This is a genomic window from Acidimicrobiales bacterium (assembly GCA_035546775.1).
In the GTDB taxonomy this organism is placed as follows: domain Bacteria; phylum Actinomycetota; class Acidimicrobiia; order Acidimicrobiales; family JACCXE01; genus JACCXE01.
In genome coordinates, this window is sequence record DASZWD010000040.1 from 102,344 (window position 1) to 119,861 (window position 17,518).

General features: G+C 67.0%; 18 protein-coding genes. 12 read left to right on the plus strand and 6 right to left on the minus strand.

What is annotated here, in order from left to right; genetic code table 11:
- The first annotated feature begins 6 nt into the window (after positions 1–6).
- The 12 genes from VHC63_09990 to VHC63_10045 all read left to right on the plus strand — a co-directional run bounded on the left by VHC63_09990 (position 7) and on the right by VHC63_10045 (position 11,089).
- Positions 7–588 carry a TadE/TadG family type IV pilus assembly protein gene (locus tag VHC63_09990; protein ID HVV36920.1) on the plus strand — a complete coding sequence of 194 codons (582 nt, stop codon included), beginning with the start codon at positions 7–9 and terminating at the stop codon, positions 586–588.
- A complete protein-coding gene (locus tag VHC63_09995) occupies positions 585–1,157 on the plus strand; it encodes a TadE/TadG family type IV pilus assembly protein (GenBank protein ID HVV36921.1) in 573 nt (190 codons plus the stop codon). Before VHC63_09990 ends, VHC63_09995 begins: the two co-directional genes overlap by 4 nt.
- Positions 1,154–2,629: a pilus assembly protein TadG-related protein gene (locus VHC63_10000; GenBank protein HVV36922.1), complete on the plus strand. Its 1,476-nt coding sequence runs from the start codon at positions 1,154–1,156 to the stop codon at positions 2,627–2,629. The genes VHC63_09995 and VHC63_10000 overlap by 4 nt, the downstream gene beginning before the upstream one ends.
- 108 nt (positions 2,630–2,737) lie before the next feature.
- Entirely contained in the window at positions 2,738–3,481 is a 744-nt protein-coding gene (gene cpaB / locus VHC63_10005; protein HVV36923.1) for a Flp pilus assembly protein CpaB, read from the plus strand.
- A gap of 65 nt (positions 3,482–3,546) precedes the next feature.
- Entirely contained in the window at positions 3,547–4,659 is a 1,113-nt protein-coding gene (locus tag VHC63_10010) for a hypothetical protein (GenBank protein ID HVV36924.1), read from the plus strand.
- 19 nt (positions 4,660–4,678) lie between these two features.
- A complete protein-coding gene (locus VHC63_10015) occupies positions 4,679–6,061 on the plus strand; it encodes a CpaF family protein (GenBank protein ID HVV36925.1) in 1,383 nt (460 codons plus the stop codon).
- Positions 6,062–6,204: 143 nt separating this feature from the next.
- A complete protein-coding gene (locus tag VHC63_10020; protein ID HVV36926.1) occupies positions 6,205–7,983 on the plus strand; it encodes a type II secretion system F family protein in 1,779 nt (592 codons plus the stop codon).
- A complete protein-coding gene (locus VHC63_10025; GenBank protein HVV36927.1) occupies positions 7,983–8,900 on the plus strand; it encodes a type II secretion system F family protein in 918 nt (305 codons plus the stop codon). The genes VHC63_10020 and VHC63_10025 overlap by 1 nt, the downstream gene beginning before the upstream one ends.
- Entirely contained in the window at positions 8,897–10,312 is a 1,416-nt protein-coding gene (locus tag VHC63_10030; GenBank protein HVV36928.1) for a hypothetical protein, read from the plus strand. Before VHC63_10025 ends, VHC63_10030 begins: the two co-directional genes overlap by 4 nt.
- A gap of 115 nt (positions 10,313–10,427) precedes the next feature.
- A complete protein-coding gene (locus tag VHC63_10035) occupies positions 10,428–10,625 on the plus strand; it encodes a Flp family type IVb pilin (GenBank protein HVV36929.1) in 198 nt (65 codons plus the stop codon).
- A gap of 18 nt (positions 10,626–10,643) precedes the next feature.
- Positions 10,644–10,841, plus strand: a complete 198-nt coding sequence (locus VHC63_10040) for a Flp family type IVb pilin (GenBank protein ID HVV36930.1) — start codon at positions 10,644–10,646, stop codon at positions 10,839–10,841.
- A gap of 50 nt (positions 10,842–10,891) precedes the next feature.
- On the plus strand, positions 10,892–11,089 hold the full coding sequence (locus VHC63_10045) for a Flp family type IVb pilin (GenBank protein HVV36931.1): 198 nt from the start codon (positions 10,892–10,894) through the stop codon (positions 11,087–11,089).
- Positions 11,090–11,134: 45 nt separating this feature from the next.
- On the opposite strand, the gene VHC63_10050 is transcribed toward VHC63_10045, so the two are convergent.
- The 6 genes from VHC63_10050 to VHC63_10075 all read right to left on the minus strand — a co-directional run bounded on the left by VHC63_10050 (position 11,135) and on the right by VHC63_10075 (position 17,510).
- A complete protein-coding gene (locus VHC63_10050; GenBank protein ID HVV36932.1) occupies positions 11,135–11,728 on the minus strand; it encodes a hypothetical protein in 594 nt (197 codons plus the stop codon).
- Between the two features lie 71 nt (positions 11,729–11,799).
- Complete coding sequence (locus VHC63_10055) at positions 11,800–13,257, minus strand: carotenoid oxygenase family protein (GenBank protein ID HVV36933.1); 1,458 nt, start codon at positions 13,255–13,257, stop codon at positions 11,800–11,802.
- Entirely contained in the window at positions 13,254–14,027 is a 774-nt protein-coding gene (locus tag VHC63_10060) for a DUF1295 domain-containing protein (GenBank protein HVV36934.1), read from the minus strand. Before VHC63_10060 ends, VHC63_10055 begins: the two co-directional genes overlap by 4 nt.
- A 98-nt stretch (positions 14,028–14,125) precedes the next feature.
- Positions 14,126–15,043: a type II secretion system F family protein gene (locus VHC63_10065; protein HVV36935.1), complete on the minus strand. Its 918-nt coding sequence runs from the start codon at positions 15,041–15,043 to the stop codon at positions 14,126–14,128.
- Between the two features lie 17 nt (positions 15,044–15,060).
- Entirely contained in the window at positions 15,061–16,044 is a 984-nt protein-coding gene (locus VHC63_10070; GenBank protein HVV36936.1) for a type II secretion system F family protein, read from the minus strand.
- Positions 16,041–17,510 (minus strand): CpaF family protein, encoded by a 1,470-nt coding sequence (locus VHC63_10075; GenBank protein ID HVV36937.1) that lies wholly within the window; start codon positions 17,508–17,510, stop codon positions 16,041–16,043. Before VHC63_10075 ends, VHC63_10070 begins: the two co-directional genes overlap by 4 nt.
- Positions 17,511–17,518: the final 8 nt, after the last annotated feature.

The window sequence follows — 17,518 nt, forward strand, 5'->3', positions numbered from 1 at the left end:
ACCGGTATGAATCGGACGAGACGCGCTCGCGGGGCCCGCGGCGCCGCGCTCGTGGAAGCGGCGATTATCACGCCGTTGTTCATCTTGCTGCTGTTCGGCGTCATCGAGTACGGCTACGGCTTCCTCGATCGCCTTACCGCCAAGAACGCCAGCCTCGTCGGTGCCCGCGCCGGCGCCAGCGAGGGCACCAACGGCGACGCCGACTACGACATCCTCCAGGCCGTAAAGAAGGCCTCGCAGGCCTCGAAGGCCGCCAGCGTCAAGTACGTCATTATCTATAAGGCGTCGAGTTACAGCGCATCGGTTCCGGCGGCGTGTCTTACCGCCAGCCAGACAGGCGTCTGCAATCGCTATACCGGTGCCGACTTCTCGCTCGCCGAGACCAACTTCGGCTGCACCACCGGCGACCGCGACATCGCGTGGTGCCCGTCGACCCGGAAAACGGCCCTGGGCGGGGCCAACGGGCCTCCCGACTACCTCGGCGTCTACGTCCAGATCCGCCACGACAACATCACCGGACTGTTCGGTTCGGGCTACGACTTCAAGTCCGACTCGGTGGTGCGCATGGAACCGACGAGGCTCGCATGACAGCCCCCCGGCGCTCGGAGCGAGGCGCGGTGCTCGTCGAGTTCGCGCTTTCGCTGGTTCTCCTGATCACGCTGCTGTTCGGCATCGTCGAGTTCGGTCTGGCGTGGCAAGACCGCCTGACGCTGCAGACCGCCACGCGCGCCGGCGTCCGGGTCGGGAGCAACCTGACCACGAACAGCCAGGCCGACTACAACATCTTGCAGGCGGTCAAGTCGGCGATCAACGACGTGGGTCTTGGCAACGTCGACGCCGTCGTCATCTACAAGTCGACGACCGCCGACGGGTCGGTGCCATCGACGTGCGTGTCGCCCTCGGTCCACAGCGTGGTCGCAACGTGCAACGCGTACACGGGGGCCCAGCTCACTTCGATCGTGTCCTCGCAGTTTGGCTGCGGCGTCGGAGACCTCGACCTGTCGTGGTGCCCGACCGTGCGCCAGAACCTGCAAGCCGTCGGCCCCGACTACCTCGGCGTGTGGATCCGTGTCACCCATCACAACCTCACGAGCCTGTTCGGTAGTTCGTTCAAGATGACCGACTCCGCAGTAATGCGTCTGGAGCCCTTGACATGAGATTGGCCGCGTCCCGTCGTAGTGAACGGGGGTTCGTCATCCCGCTGTTGGCGCTGTCCATGGTGGTATTGCTGATCTTCTGCGGCTTCGCCGTCGACGTTGGCGGCTGGTACGCGCGCGCGGCGAAGATCCAGCGTGCGGCCGATGCGGCTGCGCTGGCCGGCGTCGTCTGGATGCCCGACTTCACCTCGGCGACCGCGGCCGCCACGACCGCCGCCACCCGCAATGGGTTCACCACCGGCGGCAACATCACAGTGACGGTGAGCGCCGTGCCGGGCAACAGCCATCAGTTGCGGGTCAGCATCACCGACTCGAAGGTCGACCAGTACTTCTCGAAGCTGGCGATCAACAACGAGTCGATCACCCGCACTTCGGTGGCCGAATACGTGCTCCCGGTGCCGCTCGGCAGCCCCGACAACACGCTCGGGAACCAGAGCAACTCGGACTCGAAGAATCTCTGGGCGTCGATATCAGGGCCCTACACGGACAAGAGCAACGGCGACCCGTACTCCACCAAGTGCACCAACGGATCCTCAGGATCGAACTGCTCGCAGACGAACAACGAAGATCGCGACACGGGCTACCTGTATTCGATCGACGTGCCCGCTGCCGGAGTCGGACAGAACCTCACGGTCCAGGTATGGGACGCCGGCAACTACGCCCGCGCCAACTACGCCAACGTCGAAGACGCCGACAACGGCAGCGTCAACACGGAGTTCGAACTGTTCAAGCCGTCGGGCACGCCGCTCGACTCGTCGACCTACACGGACTCGGGTTACAGCCTGAACGGCAAGTGCACGTCGGGTGCCGGGCGCTGGATCATCGCCGACGGGGCGAGCGAATCCACCTATGAGAACAAGTTCGCCACGCTGTGCACGGTCAACGTGCCGGTCGCAGGGATCTACCACTTGCAGGTGAAGAGCCGGTCGATTCCCGGCATCAGCGACAGCGGAAACGGCTGGAACCAGTTCTCGCTCAAGGCGACGCTCACGGGTACGACGCAGCCCGCCCTCTACGGCTACGGCGACCTGTCGCTGTTCAACAACCTGCAGGGCCAGTCGGGCAACCTGACGGCGACGTTCTATCTCGCCCGGATCGACCCGCAGTACGCCGGCAAGACGCTGTCGGTGAGCCTCTACGACCCAGGCGACGGCGCCTCGGGCACGTACTACGTGAACATCCTCAAGCCCGGTGGCGCCACCGTGGGATGCAGTTACGGAATCCGCGGCGCCACGCCGGTTGCCGCCAGCCCGTGCCGCATCCTGACGCGTACGTCGAGCGGCACCAACACCTACAACGGCAAGTGGCTCGACATCACGATCGCCGTTCCCACGACCTACACCTGCACGACTGACTGCTGGTGGAAGGTTCTCTACGAGTTCAACGGCGTCACGCGCGGCAGCTCGCCGAACGACCGCACCGTCTGGACCGCGACCATCACCGGTGACCCGGTGCACCTCGTCAATGCGTAATACCCCCGCCGCCGCCGCCGTTGTGTTGGACATTGTTGAGGGTTCTTTTGCCCGAATCCTCAACGCTGTGCGCTTCGTGCCGATGGTGACTTTGGAAGGAGCCTACTAATGCGCCCGAGTCGAACTGTCATTGTTATTGCTGCTGTTGTCGCTGCGGTCCTCACCGCGGTCGGCGCGAACGCCTTCTTGTCCGGGTCTGACGCCCGGGCGTACAAGGGCGCCACGCTGGTCAAGGTCTACAAGGTCGCGAAGGACATCCCGAAGGGGTATTCCGGCGACGACGCCATTCACGCCGAGAGCGTGAAGGCCGACACCATCCCGCAGGAGTACCGTCCCGGCACCGCACTGACGGACATCAATGCCCTGCGCGGCAAGGTCGCCCTGACCAACCTGTCGGCCAACCAGGTGCTCGTCGACGGCATGTTCGTCGACCCGCGCGTGGCCCAGGTGACCGCCGCTCAGCGCGTCCCGAGCGGCCAGGTGGCCGTGACCGTGAGCATGGACCAGGTCCACGAAGTCGCAGGACTGCTCGTCCCCGGCGACAAGGTGAACATCATGGTCAACGTCGACGGCGCCGAGCACACGCTCTTCCAGAACGTGTCCATCCTCTACATCGGCACCACGGCTGCGCCGCAGGCCGGTGACACCACGGCCGTCACCGCCCCAGCGGCCGGTGGCAACCTGATCACCTTCGCCGTGCCTCAAGAAGCCGCCCAGCGCATCGCCTTTGCTGCGGAGCAGGCCGGCGGCCTTTACCTCACTCTCGTACCGCCTGACTACAAGTCCGGCGACATCCCGGCGGTCAACACCGGCAACCTGTTCAACACAACGCAGACGCCGTACGGACCGTAACCATGTTCGGACGACGTGAACGTTCGGGTGCAGCGGGAACGCTGGACTCGAACGCGACCCAAGTTGTGGTTGTCGAGGAGGAGCCCCTCGTCGTCGAACGCGTTGCCCGGCTGTTTCCCCAGTTGGATGTCAAGCGAGTCGGCCATGTCGACGACGCCATCAAGACCGCCAAGCAGCCCACGGTTGTGGTCGTCGGTCCCGACAGTGCCAGTGCTGAAACGCTCGAGCGCATCGACACACTGCGTACCGCCGAGGTGTCCGGTCTCGTCACGGTTCTGCTCGTGGTCGAGTCGATGTCGACGACGATCCTGCGCCAGGCCATGCGCGCCGGCGTCAGCGACGTGCTGCCGGCGTCGTGCAAGGACCCGGAACTCGCCGACCTCGTCCGGTCCGGCATGGAGCGCGTCGAGCACGTGGCCATGGGCGAGGGGAGCCACCGCGGCCGTGTCGTGGCCGTGTTCTCGCCCAAGGGCGGCGCTGGTACGACCACCATCGCGGTGAACTTCGCGATTGCGGCCTCCCACGGCGGGGCGTCGACGCCGATCCTCGTCGATGCCGACCTGCCCTTTGGCGACGTGGCGATCACCCTCGGGCTCGACCCGAGCCACAGCCTGGCCGACGCCACCGGCGCTGACATCGACCAACCGCGTCTCAAGGGCCTGCTCACGACCGAGAGCGTGAGCGGACTGCGGACGCTGCTGGCGCCCGCGGATCCCGCCCGCGCCGAAGTGATCACTTCGGCCGACGTCATCCGCACGCTCGAGTTGTGCCGCCAGATCGCCCCGCTCGTCGTGGTCGACACGTCCTCGGCGTTTGACGAAGTGACGCTGTCGATCCTCGACCAGGCCGACGACGTCGTCGTCGTCGCCGCGCCCGACGTCACCACCGTCAAGAACGCCAAAGTCGCCCTCGACACGTTGCACCGGCTCGGTGTCGGCCAAGCGCACACGTACCTCGTCCTCAACCGGGTGCAGCCCAAGCCGTTGATTCCCGTAGCCGACGTCGAGCGCGTGCTCGGCCTCAAAGCCCACGTGATCCCCGAGGACGATGCCGTCCCCGAAGCGGCCCACGCCGGCCGTCCGCTTGTGCGCGACCCCAAGTCGAAGGCCGCCAAGGCGATCGCCGCCTTGGCGGCGCAGTTCGAAGATCTCTCAACACCCGTGCCTTCCTCGCGTTAAGGACAGATAGGAGCCCACCATGTCCCTCGCCCAACGTCTTCAAGTCGTCACCAACCCGGGTGACAAAGCGCGTGACCCCGCGCTGGAGAATCTGCGTCAGCGCATCCACCGCCAGCTCATCGAAGAGCTCGGTCCCGTGTTGTCGGACCGCGACGTCGAAGCCGCCGATCTGCGCAAGCGGGTGCTCGACTCGCTGTCGACAGCCATCGACGCCGAGAAGGCGGCCATTTCCGCTGCCGATCGCGCCTCTCTCATCACCGAGGTCGCCGACGACATCATCGGCTACGGCCCCATCACCAAGTTCCTCGAGGACGAGACGGTGACTGAAGTCATGGTCAACGGCCCCGACCAGGTGTACATCGAACAGCACGGCAAACTCACGCGAGTCGCGTCCGGCTTCAGCGACGAAGGCCACGTTCGGCGCGTGATCGACAAGATCGTGGTGCAGGTTGGCCGTCGCGTCGACGAGTCGACCCCCATGGTCGACGCCCGTCTCCCCGACGGCTCCCGCGTCAACGCCGTCATCCACCCGCTGGCGATCGAGGGGCCGTTCCTCACCATTCGTAAGTTCGCCAAGGACCCGTTCCAGGTCGAGGATCTCATCAACTTCGGCACACTGTGCCCCGAAGTCGTTCCGCTCCTCGAAGCGTGTGTGAAGGGCAAGCTCAACATCGTCGTTTCCGGCGGTACCGGTACCGGTAAGACGACGCTGTTGAACGTGTTGTCGGGCTTCATTCCCGGCAACGAGCGCGTGGTGACGATCGAAGACGCCAAAGAACTCCAGATGCATCAGGACCACGTCCTGTCGATGGAAGCCCGCCCGCAGAACATCGAAGGCCGCGGTGAGGTCACGATCCGGGATCTCGTCAAGAACTCACTGCGTATGCGCCCCGACCGCATCGTCGTCGGTGAGTGCCGGTCGGGCGAAGCCCTCGACATGCTCCAGGCGATGAACACTGGTCACGACGGATCGTTGACGACGGTCCACTCCAACTCGCCCCGAGACACCCTCAGCCGCATCGAGACGATGGTGATGATGGCCGGCTTCGACCTGCCGATCAAGGCGATCCGCGAGCAGATGGCGTCGGCCCTCGACCTCATCGTGCACGCCACCCGCCTGCGCGACGGTTCACGTCGCGTCACCCACATCACGGAAGTGCAGGGCATGGAGGGAGACCTCATCACGCTCCAAGACGTGTTCCTCTTCGACTACAACGCCGGCGTCGACGAGAGCGGCCGCTTCCTCGGCACGCTCCAGTCGACGGGCAACCGGCCGAAGTTCATGGAGAAGTTGGCCCACTACGGCATCAAGGTCCCGACGTCCGTCTTCCTCGGAGACGGTGCGCACGGGGCAGCACATTCCGAAGCCGCCCGCACGCGCACCACGCTGAGGCGTCGGTGACGGCGGCGCGGCGGTCCGCGCGGGCCGTACTTGGACTGGGCCTCGGGCTCCTGGTCCTGTTCAGTGCCGCGCCCGCGCGGGCCGCCAATACTTCCAGCCTTGCCGTGCGTCAGCTCGACACAACGGGCTGGCCCAACGTCCGGATGACTGTCCAATACGCCGGCACCGAGAAGCCGGCGCTCACCGACTTCACCGTGCGCAACAACGGCGCCATCGTCAACGGCGTGCGCGTACGCCCGCTGTCGGAGACGCAGACGCCGATCGGCGTCGTCCTCGTGATCGACACGTCCGGATCCATGCGCCAGCAGGGCCGCATCGAGGCCGCCAAGGCGGCGGCGGACACGTTCGTTGCCGGACGCGGTCCGACCGAGAAGATCGCCGTCGTGGCCTTCTCCGACCAGCCGCTGGTCGTACATCCATTCTCCGCTGACAACGGCGCGGCTGCCGCGGTCGACGGCCTCCAGCCGTCCGGCGGGACCGCTCTGTGGGACGCGGTGCGCCTCGCGTCAGGCCTGTTCAGTGCGGAGCCAGATGTCCAACCGAACATCGTGGTTCTGTCCGACGGCGCCGACTCGGCCTCCACTGCCACCGAAGCCGACGCCGCCAGCGCGGCCCTCGGTGCTCACGCCGTCGTCCACACCATCGCCTTCGGCACGGCGGGGCTCGACACGGCGGGCCTCGAGTCGCTGGCGCACGCCACCGGCGGCCAGTCAATGGTCACGACGACGAGCGCCGGGGTCTCCGACCTGTTCGCCGCCGTTCGCCGCAGCCTCGACGAGCAGTTCGAACTGTCCTGGAAGGCGACCGACAACGCCCCGCTGAATCTCGACGTGTCGGTGCGCGACGCCGCCACGACCGCTCGGGGCAACCCTGGTGCGGTCAGCCAAGCCGACAACACGGCGCCGCAGATCGTGAAGGCACCGAGCGGGTTCAAGCACTTCGCCCAGACAACGGGCCGGCCGCTGGCCATCCTATTCGCCGCGGCCTTTGGGGCCATGGCCGTCATCGGCATTGCCCTCTACGGCAAGAGCAATGGTGCGCTTGGTTCCCGCCTCCGGGCCTACGAGTCCGACGCGCGCCCCGAGAAGTCCGCGGACGAGGAGTCGGGCGTCAACCTCGCAACCTCTGCGTTCGCCCGCAACGCCATCGACGCGGCCACCGCCGCGATGGAGGGCCGCGGGATCCTCGAGTGGGTCGAGAAGAAGCTCGACGCCGCTCGGCTCCCGATCCGCGCCGCGGAAGCGTCCTTCTTCACCCTCGCCTTCGCCTGTCTCCTCAGCGTGCTCGCATTCGTGCTCGGTGGGTTCTTTTCCGCGCTGCTCGCTTTCGCCGCTGGCATCGGCGTCCCGATCGCCGTCGTGACCCTTCTGGGGTGGAACCGCAAGCGCAAGTTCCTCAAGCAGATGCCGGCAATGCTTCAGCTGTTGGCGAGCTCGCTGCGCGCCGGTTACGCCCTGTTGCAGGGGTGCGAGGCTGTCGCCCGGGAGATGGAGGATCCGATGGGCGCCGAGTTGCGCCGGGTGCTTGCCGAAGCCCGTCTCGGCCGCTCGCTCGACGACGCCCTCGACGAGATGGCGGTGCGGATGGACAGCGAGGACTTCTCGTGGGTCGTCATGGCGATTTCGATCCAGCGCAACGTCGGCGGCAACCTCGCGGAGCTGCTGGACACGGTGGCCGACACCATGCAGGCCCGCACCCGGCTGCGCCGCGAGGTGAAGGCGCTGACGGCTGAAGGCCGCATGTCGGCGATCATCCTCGTCATCATGCCGCCGGCCCTCATGCTCGCCATGAGGGTGCTATCGCCCGGCTACCTCGACCCGTTGTTCGGCGAAACCGTCGGCAAGATCATGCTCGGCATCGGTGCGTCGCTCATGGTCGCCGGGTGGTTCTGGATGCAGAAGATGATCAAGGTGGACGTCTGATGACCGCATTCGTCATTTCTCTCATGTTCGCCGGCGTTGCCGGCGTTCTTGCCTGGCAGGTGCTCACGGCCCTGTCGGAGCATCAGGCGCGGGAAGATGCGCTGCTGCGAGCCGTCGGCGGAGAGGAAATCGTCGACGAGCGCCAGATCACCCTGGCCGAAAGCCGGACGAACCGCCTTCTCGTACCGATTCTCAGCGGTCTCACGGAGGCCGGCCGCAAGATCACGCCCGTCGGATTCCGTGAGAAGGCGGCCAAGCAGTTGCGCGCCGCTGGACGCGGCTCCGACGACGACCTCGACCGCTACCTCGCCATGCGCACCCTCGGCCTGTGCGCCATCCCGGTCACGACGTTGCTGGCGTTCAAGTTCCTCGGGTTCAACCCCAAGGGCCTGGCGATCGCCGTCTTGCTCGGCGTCGTGCTCGGCGTCCTGCCCGCCACCCGGGTCAGTCAGGCTGCGGCCAAGCGCCAGAAGGCGATCGGCCGGCAGCTGCCCGACGTGCTCGACCTCCTCGTCATCTCCATCGAGGCCGGCCTCGGCTTCGAGCAGGCGCTCGAGCGCACCATCGACGCCGTTCCCGGCCCGCTGAGTGACGAGTTCTCGCTCATGCTCGGCGAGGTGCGCGCCGGTGCCACGCGTGCCGACGCTCTGCGTGAGCTGTCCGAGCGCGTGGACGAGGAGGACCTTCGCCGATTCGTTCTCGCGGTGCTCCAGGCGGACAAGTTCGGCGTGTCGATCGGTCGCATGCTGCGCAACCAGGCTGACGAGGTGCGCACCGCCCGTCGTCAGAAGGCGCAGGAGCAGGCGCAGAAGGCCCCGGTGAAAATGCTGATTCCCATGGTCTTCTGCATTTTCCCGTCTATCTTCATCGTCATTATCGGTCCCGCAATCCTGAACGTCGCGCACAACTTCAAATGAGCGAGCGGGGGCGCGCCCGCTTCTCGATCTCGGCTGACGCTCTTGTCGTCGCGATCTTTGCGCTGCTCGGCCTGCGCGTCGGGCTGAACCAGCTGAGCGACAACTCGGGTTTCACGCATCTGGCGACTGGCATCGCCATGACCAAGCACGGCCTGCTGCCGGCCATCCCGCGGGTCGACCCGTACACGTTCACGGCGCACGGCAAGGCGTGGGTGGTGCAGAGCTGGCTGGCGGAGGCGGGCGTCGGCTGGGCGTACCGGCTCGGCGGCCAGCACGCCGTCACGCTGCTCAGCGGCGTGACGATGGCTGCGTGCGGGGCGTTGCTGGCGGTGCTGGCGCGCACGCCTCGCCCACTGCGCACTGCGGCGGCCGTCGCTCCGGCGGTCCTCATCACGGTGGGGCAGTGGACGGGGCGGCCGCTGTTGGTCGGGCTGCTGGCGTTCGGCTTCACCATTCTCGTCGTCGAGCGGCGCTGGTCGCCGTGGTGGCTCGTGCCGACCGCGTGGATCTGGGTCAACAGCCACGGTTCGTTCCCGTTGGGTGCGGCCTGGCTTGGCCTGGTCGTAATCGGCGCCTGGATCGACCGCCGGCCGGCGCCGCTGCGCTACGCCGTGACGTTCGCCGGCGCGCTCGCGCTCAGCGCCGTCAACCCGCTCGGGCCGCGTCTGCTGGTGTTCCCGCTGACGGCGATCACCAAGCGCGAGGCGTTTTCGCACGTGATCGAGTGGCGGAGTCCCGACTTCCACACCGGCGCCGGGGTGCTGGCGCTCGTCGGCATCGTCGCGTCGCTGGCGATCATCGGTGGACGCGGGCGGTTGACGTGGCGCGACGCGTTGCCGGTGGCGGCGTTCATCGGCCTGTCGCTGACCGCGTCGCGCAATCTGGCGCCGCTGGGCTACGTCGTGGCCCCGGTGCTCGGCCGCGCGCTCGACGTGGGGGAGTCCGACGCCGAGCGCGCGCCACTATCGCCGTCGTTCGTGCGCCTAGCGACGGTGTTCGTCGTGCTCGTGGGTCTCATATTTGCCCTCGGGTCGCTCCAGCGCCCGCTCGTCGACGCCTCGACGTATCCCGTCGCCCAGGTCCGCTGGCTCGAGCGGCATCACCGGTTCGCGGCCCCGCACCGCGTGGCGGAGGAGGACACCGTCGGCAACTACATCGAACTGCGCCACGGTGCGAGGGGAGACGTGTTCGTCGACGACCGCGTCGACCTCTTTCCGCTGTCGCTGGTGCGCGACGAACTCGGCATGGTCGACGGCACCGATCGTGGCCTGCGGGCAATCGACCGTTGGGACATCGACACCGTTCTTTGGCGAAGTGACTCGGTGTTCGTGCAGCGGCTTACGTCGACCGGCCGATGGGATACGGCCGTTCGGCGAGGGGGCTTCGTGGTGCTCACCCGCCGAACTGACTAGTCCCGGTCTGCCGCAGATGACGCGATCGGGCCATGGAATCCCAATGGGGCAACTCCGATAGGTCAACAGCCGCACCCAATCGAGCGGCCGATCGAATAAGGAGCGACCCCTTCAAATGGAACTCATCAACTACTTCAACACGTGGATTGCCAGCTTCGTGCGTGCCCGCTTCGGTAAGACCGAGCGCGGTGCGTCGTTGGTGGAATACGTCCTGCTTGTCTCGCTGATCGCGGTTGTCTGCATCGCAGCCATCTCGTTCCTCGGCAGCAACGCCAAGAGCAAGTTCTCGAGCGTTGGCTCGAGCCTCGGCTAACTCAGGACCACAAAGAACGTGGAACTGATCAGCTACTTCAACACGTGGGTCGCCAGCTTCGTGCGTGCCCGTTTCGGCCGCACGGAGCGAGGCGCCTCGCTCGTGGAGTACGTGCTGCTCGTCTCGCTTATCGGCGTGGTGTGCATCGCGGCGATCAGCTTCCTAGGGAGCAACGCCAAGAACAAGTTCTCCAGCGTCGGCTCTTCCCTCGGCTAACGCCGAAAACACCTCCATCCAGCTAACCAACATATGAGGAGCATCAACCTGTGGAACTGCTCACCTACTTCAACACGTGGATTGCCACGTTCCTACGAGCCCGATTCGGGCGCACGGAGCGAGGTGCTTCACTCGTGGAGTACGTCCTGCTCGTGTCACTGATCGCAGTCGTCTGCATCGCAGCGATCTCGTTCCTTGGCAGTAGCGCGAAGGACAAGTTCAGCTCGGTCGGTTCCTCGATCGGTTAGCTGGTAACACCCTTAGCTCAAGCCCCCTCTCCCCCAAGGGCAAGCTCAGAAACCCCTCCGGCTCCGGCCGGAGGGGTTTCTGCGTTCCCGGACCAGTTCAGGGGGTGCGGGGGCGACGGGCCGCAAGACGTGGTTCGTGAGTCTCGCGGAGCGCGCGTTGTCGAGTGCTCGCTCACACCGCTTGGGCCTCGTGTTCGGCAGGGCAATCATGTCGGCGAGGGCGCGGGTGGGCGTAGTCGTGATGAGCCCATTGATCTCGATCAGATGCTCGGGCCGAAGGTTGCGAGGGTGATGCCAGACGATGCCCGCCGAGGGAAGGCGGCCGTCCCGTCGTGGCCGGCTGACATGAATCGGCTCGAGCGCGAAGCCGGACAATCCGACCCAGGCGAGCGTCGAAAAGACGGACAATGCCGCGTCAGGCCCGCCGTCAAGGATCGCGATGCTGGCACGCTGCTCGAACGAGTCGGGGGGACTGTTCGACACCAGAACGCGCGAGGTTGCCGAGCGGAAGATGCCACGAAGGATGCGGCGGTCGAGAGCATCGGCGCGGATTCCGCGGCCGTAGGCCTGTGCCCGGCTCACCGCTCCGAATTGGCCGACGGCGAGAGCGTTGAGCGTTTCGTCGATGTCGGTGTTCACGCGCGTCCCGATCTTCAAGGCGTTGAAGGAGGGGAGGCGCGCTAGGGAACGTACCGCGCGGGTGTAACGGGTTAGCCGGGCAGCCAGTAGGAGTGGGTGCCGCTCGAGATGCGTTCGGGGAGGCGGATGCGGGCGATGGGCCCTGCAGCGATGTCGGCGGCGTCGAGCACGAGACACTCGGAGCAGTCGTTGTTCACGTCGGTGGTGAAGGTGACGAGGTACCCGTCGTCCTCGGCGGACGCCGTGGCGCCGGAACGGGGTGCGAACGGGGTCTCGCTGCCGAAGACGCCGTCGCCGAACGCGTAGCGGGTTTCGGCGCCGGTGACGACGTCGTGCTTGACGATCCCGTCGAACAGGAACCAACCCTCGACACCGGTCATGTTGTACGTGTAGCGGTACGGCCGGCCGCCGTGGCGACCGTTGATCATGCCGAACTCCATCGTGGTGTCGCTGAGCTCCTCTTCCTTCGTCTCACCGGTGGCGAGGTTGAACCGCCAGCGGTGGGCCTTGGTCCGCAACTGGTGCAGGTCGAGGTAGCGGTAGATGCTGGCGAACTTGGGCGCGTCGGCTCGCTTGGGCGGCTCGGGCTGATGCTGGCGGAACCCGTCGAGCACGATCTCGTCGCCGTCTTCGTAGGCGTTGATCCAGTGCAACACGTAGGTCGGCTCGGCCTCGAACCACACGATGTCGTCGACCGTGCCCCGCCGCGGAATGACGGCGAAGCGGCTCGGGATGTCGCGGAAGAAGCGTGGGACGTGCGCACCCTGCGTCAGGAGCTGCGGGTCCCAGAACAACGGCAGGTCGTTGAGGACGGCGTAGTGCTCGGTGAACGCCATGTCGTGGGGGAGTCGCGGCCCCGGAAGAGGGACTGGCGTGTAGTGCACGAGCTCGCCGGCGGCGTCGACGACGCCGTAGTGCATGAACGGGGCATCCTTGCCGTAGTTGAAAACGAGCAGCTCGCCAGTGTGCTCGTCGACCTTGGTGTGCGCACTGATGCCGCCGGCGGGCACCCAGGTCTCCTTGCCGAGCGGCTCGAGCGTGTAGGGATCGTGGGCGTACACGTCGCCGCATTGGTAGAACGACGTGAGGGCGCGCCCGCGGTGTACCACGACGTCGGTCGACGACGCGTCCTTCATCCGGCCCCGCGCACCCCAGCCGTCGGCGCGCTTGGCGTCGGTCGGCGCCGCGAGCAGCCCGGCCCACAGCGACTCGGCCTCCGCCTGCTCGGCCACGAAGCCGTCAGTGCGCACGAAGCGGTTGCGGTACGTGGCCTCGCCGTTGCCGAAGGCGATCATGTGCAGCATGCCGTCGCCGTCGAAGGGGTGATACAGCCCGATCGCGTCGTGGACCGGGTTCTCCGTGTTACGTAAGTAGACGCCACACAGGTCGTCGGGGATCGCACCCGCGACCACGTCGAGCTCGGTGGCGTCGTACTCGACGACGTTGGGGCGCCACGCGCCGGTGCGGTAGGGATGAACGTCGTCTACCGGCAGGGTCGATGCCACGCGGTCGACGATGTGCAGCTTCATCGCGCCGTCTCGACCGCTTTCGGCGGCCGCGGGAAGAACGCGCTCGTGCGGCGCACATAGTCGGCGTACTGGGGCTTGCTGCGGTGGAGTTGCTTCTCGAGCGGACCGACGCCGCTGTAGCGCATCAGCAACACCGACATCACCAGCGGACCGATCACACCGATCACGCTAACGAGGTTGCCGACGCTCAGGATGAACAGACCCCACCACACGCAGAAGTCGCCGAAGTAGTTCGGGTGCCGGGTGTAGCGCCACAGCCCGCGATCCATCACGTGGCCCGTGTTCGCCGGGTCGGCCTTGAACCGCGTGAGCTGGGCGTCGCCCGTCGACTCGAAAATGATCCCGGCGAGCGCGATGAAGAGGCCGACGGTGTTGCCGACCGTGAACGGCTCGTGGCGTAGCTGGCCGAGCTGGAGCGGAAGCGAGACGATCAGCAGCAGCGTCGCCTGCAACAAGAAGATGTGGGTGAGCATGTAGCTCGACGGGTTGGGCGCCCGCTTCAGCATGGCGACGTAGCGGGCGTCGGGGCCCTGCCGACGCCACCGCCAGAACAGGTAGCCGGCGAGGCGCAGACCCCACACCGCGACCACCAGCGCCAGCAGCGGCCGGTGGGGCGACAGCGCGTAGGAGACGAGGGCGACGACCACGAACCCGGCCCCCCAGCACACGTCGATGAACGACGGATCGTTGATGCGCACCGCCAGGCGCCACAGCAGCAACGCCAGGGCGTAGATGACGGCGACGTTCACGAGCATGAACACGAACGACATCCTGCCTCCTGACGCGCAACTGGTCCTGTCCAGCACCGTGAAGCGGTGCTGGACAGGACCAGTTCGGAGCCGAGTCGGCTTCCGGATGGCTGCTGGGCTTAGGAGCCGGCGAAGCCCTTGATGATGGCGGCGGCGGCCGGACCGAGGATGACCACGAGAATGGCGGGGAAGATGAACAGCACGAGCGGGAAGAGGATCTTCACCGGCAGCTTGGCCGCCTTCTCTCGCGCCCACTGGCGGCGCCGGTTGCGCAGCTCGACGGCCTGGGTGTGCAGCACGCGGCCAATCGGCATGCCGAGCGCGTCCGCCTGGATGAGTGCCGTCACGAAGTTCGACAGCTCGGGCACCTCGTTGCGGGCCCGCAGGCTGGCGAGCGCCTCACGCCTCGAAACGCCAAGCTCCATTTCCTTGAGCGTGCGGCGGAACTCGAGGGCGAGTTGCGAGTCGAAGTTCTTGCACACCACGTCGAGCGCCGCTTCGAAGCCGACGCCCGCCTCGACGGAGATCGCCATGAGGTCGAGGCAGTCGGGGAGATCCTTGAAGATCGCCTCCGAGCGCTCCTTCGCCTTGCGCTTGACCACCACCATCGGCGTCAGGGCGCCGGCGACGGGCAGGATCAGCATCACGAGCAGCGCCTGGCCGGGCGACGGGTGCGTCATGAGGAACCCGATGCCGAGGAGCACGCCGATGCCGCCGAGGACGGCCTGGAGGCTGACGAGTTCCTCGGGCGCCACGTCGTTCATGCCGGCGAGCACGAGGTCGCGCTGGGCCTTGGCGACGACACCCTTGGGCGTCACCCGCTGCAGGAACGGCAGCACCGACGTCTCGAGGGCGCCGCGCACACGGTGCAGCAGCGGCTGGCGCAGGCGCGCCGCGAACTCGTCCTCGGCGATGTCGTCGTCGTCGAGTGACGCCAGGTAGCGCGCCGCCGCGTTGCCGGCGAAGAGCCGGTCGTAAGCGCCGGCGGCGACGAGCACGGCGCCGACGGTCGCGAGGACGATGGAAGCAATGATCACGGTGTTCATCTCTGACCTCAGATGTCGATGCGGACCATGCGGCGAATGACGCCGACGCCCATGACGATGGACACGCCGCTGAAGGCGAGGGCGGCGAGGCCCCAACCCTTGAACAGCGCGTTGGCATAACCGGGGCTCATCACCTGCACGGCGACGAGCAGGAGGACGGGCATGGCGCCGAGGATCCACGCCGAGACGCGGCCTTCGGCGGTGAGCACGTCGACCTCCCGGCGGACTTCCTCACGCGCCCGCATGAAATCGGCGAGCGTGTGCAGCAGATCGGCGAGCTTGCCGCCGACCGTCTGCTGGATGCGGATGGCCTGGACCACCCACACCATGTCCTCGAGGCCCGAACGCTCGGCCATCCGATCGAGGGCGTCGACGAGCGGCGCGCCCAGGCGCACCTCGAACACCACGCGCCCGAACTCGTCCGACAGGGGCGGATCGGCTTCCTCGCACATCATCTGAATCGCCCGCAGGAAGGTGTGGCCGGCGGCCAGCGACGACGCGATGAGGCTCAGGGCGTCGGGCAGCTGGCGGCCGAGCGCCTTGCGGCGCCGGGCGATGCGGAATGCCGGGAACTTGGCGGCGACGAACACGCCGACTACGAACGTCACGACGCCGAGGATCCAGCGGGTGGTCACGGCGCCGAGCAGCAGGCCGCCGACGACCGAACCGCAGGCCGACACGATGGCGTACTCGCCGGCGCGCAACGGAATGCGGGCGCGCTCGAGGGAAGCGGCGAGCGCGCCTTGAGCGTCGAGCTGCGACACGAGCCGGCCGGCGAGGGAGACCGCGGCGTTGCCGAAACCCGACAACTCGAAAGTGGGATCCTCGAGGCCGTCGAGCGTCTCGTCGTCGTCGAGTTCGCCTTCGCCGTACCGGGCCAGCGCCATCAGCTCGTGCATCGCCGCCGAGCGTTCGCGGGCCCGCAGCAGGAAGCCGACGACCACCATCGTGAGGCCGGCACCGACGGCGGCGGGAACGATGATCTCGATCATCGGTTCACCTCCATCAGCCCGTCCTTCTCACCGGGCAGCGTCGGGCCGTTGAGGCGAGCCGGCTTCTTCTCGGCGGCTTCCTTGTCGGCGGCGCGCGCCGCGCGGGGCGCGCCGGTCGACGAGCGCCCGACGCGGAAGACCTCCGCCGGCATTGCGACGCCGCGCTCGGCGAGCTTCGACGCGATGCGCGGCCGCAGACCCGTGGGCAACAGGTTGCCGCTGCCGCCCTGGCCGCGGTAGGCGAAGATGTCCTGGAGCAGGATCGTGTCGCCCTCCATGCCCTGCACTTCGGTGACGGCGGTGACCATGCGCTGGCCGTTGCCGAAGCGCTCGAGCTGCACGATGACGTCGATGGCGGCGTTCACCTGCTCGCGGATGGCCCGCACCGGCAGGTCGAAGCCGGCCATGAGGACCATCGTCTCGAGACGGGCGAGTGCGTCGCGCGGCGAGTTGGCGTGCACCGTCGTCATCGAGCCTTCGTGACCGGTGTTCATCGCCTGGAGCATGTCGAGGGCCTCGGCGCCGCGGCACTCGCCGACCACGATGCGGTCGGGTCGCATGCGCAGCGCGTTCTTGACGAGGTCGCGGATCTTCACCTCGCCCGCGCCCTCGGCGTTCGACGGCCGGGATTCGAGGGTGACGACGTGGGGCTTCTGCAGCTGGAGTTCGGCGGAGTCCTCGATCGTGATGATGCGTTCGCCTTCGGGGATGAAGGACGACAACACGTTGAGGATCGTCGTCTTACCGGTGCCGGTACCGCCGGAGACGAGCACGTTGAGCTTGCCCCGCACCGCCGCTTCGAGGACGACGGCGACGTCCATCGTGAGGGTGCCGAAGCCGATGAGGTCCTTCACCTGGAAGGGGTCGGCGGCGAACTTGCGAATGGTGAGGACCGAGCCGTGCACCGCCAGCGGCGGAATGATGGCGTTGACGCGGGAGCCGTCGGGGAGGCGGGCGTCGACCATGGGCGAGCCTTCGTCGACGCGCCGCCCGACGCCGCCGACGATGCGGTCGATCACCTGGCGGTAGGCGACCTCGTCGGCGAAGGCCATCTTGGTGTGCTCCAGCTGACCGCCCCGCTCCACCCAGATGTCGTCGTGGGCGTTGCACATGATTTCGGTGACGGTGGGATCGGCGAGGAGCGGTTCGAGGGCGCCGTAGCCGAGCGTGTCTTGCACGACTTCGTCGACGAAGCGGCGACGCTCGGCGGGGCTCACCTTTACGTCTTCGCGGGTGAGGAACTTGTCGATGCTGGCCTTGACTTCGTTGCGCAGGGCCTCGCCGTCGAGGCCGGCCATGCGCGAGGTGAGGTCGGCGAGCACGAGGTCGCGGACCTTGCGCTTCGACACTTCCCACGTGGAGGGTGCGGCGTGGGTTTTGGCCGTGCGGCGAGTGGTGGTGGTGGCGGCGGGCGCCTCTTCGACGTCGTCGTCTTCGAGGGCCGCGAGCTTTTCGGAAAGTTTCATCGTTCAGG

Coding starts and splice junctions, on each gene's coding strand:
- VHC63_10060 (HVV36934.1), bottom strand. CDS start 14,027: ATGTCGTTCGTGTTCATGCTCGTGAACGTCGCCGTCATCTACGCCCTG.
- VHC63_09995 (HVV36921.1), top strand. CDS start 585: ATGACAGCCCCCCGGCGCTCGGAGCGAGGCGCGGTGCTCGTCGAGTTC.
- VHC63_10035 (HVV36929.1), top strand. CDS start 10,428: ATGGAACTCATCAACTACTTCAACACGTGGATTGCCAGCTTCGTGCGT.
- VHC63_10070 (HVV36936.1), bottom strand. CDS start 16,044: ATGATCGAGATCATCGTTCCCGCCGCCGTCGGTGCCGGCCTCACGATG.
- cpaB (HVV36923.1), top strand. CDS start 2,738: ATGCGCCCGAGTCGAACTGTCATTGTTATTGCTGCTGTTGTCGCTGCG.
- VHC63_10000 (HVV36922.1), top strand. CDS start 1,154: ATGAGATTGGCCGCGTCCCGTCGTAGTGAACGGGGGTTCGTCATCCCG.
- VHC63_10055 (HVV36933.1), bottom strand. CDS start 13,257: ATGAAGCTGCACATCGTCGACCGCGTGGCATCGACCCTGCCGGTAGAC.
- VHC63_10025 (HVV36927.1), top strand. CDS start 7,983: ATGACCGCATTCGTCATTTCTCTCATGTTCGCCGGCGTTGCCGGCGTT.
- VHC63_10015 (HVV36925.1), top strand. CDS start 4,679: ATGTCCCTCGCCCAACGTCTTCAAGTCGTCACCAACCCGGGTGACAAA.
- VHC63_10030 (HVV36928.1), top strand. CDS start 8,897: ATGAGCGAGCGGGGGCGCGCCCGCTTCTCGATCTCGGCTGACGCTCTT.
- VHC63_10075 (HVV36937.1), bottom strand. CDS start 17,510: ATGAAACTTTCCGAAAAGCTCGCGGCCCTCGAAGACGACGACGTCGAA.
- VHC63_09990 (HVV36920.1), top strand. CDS start 7: ATGAATCGGACGAGACGCGCTCGCGGGGCCCGCGGCGCCGCGCTCGTG.
- VHC63_10020 (HVV36926.1), top strand. CDS start 6,205: ATGACTGTCCAATACGCCGGCACCGAGAAGCCGGCGCTCACCGACTTC.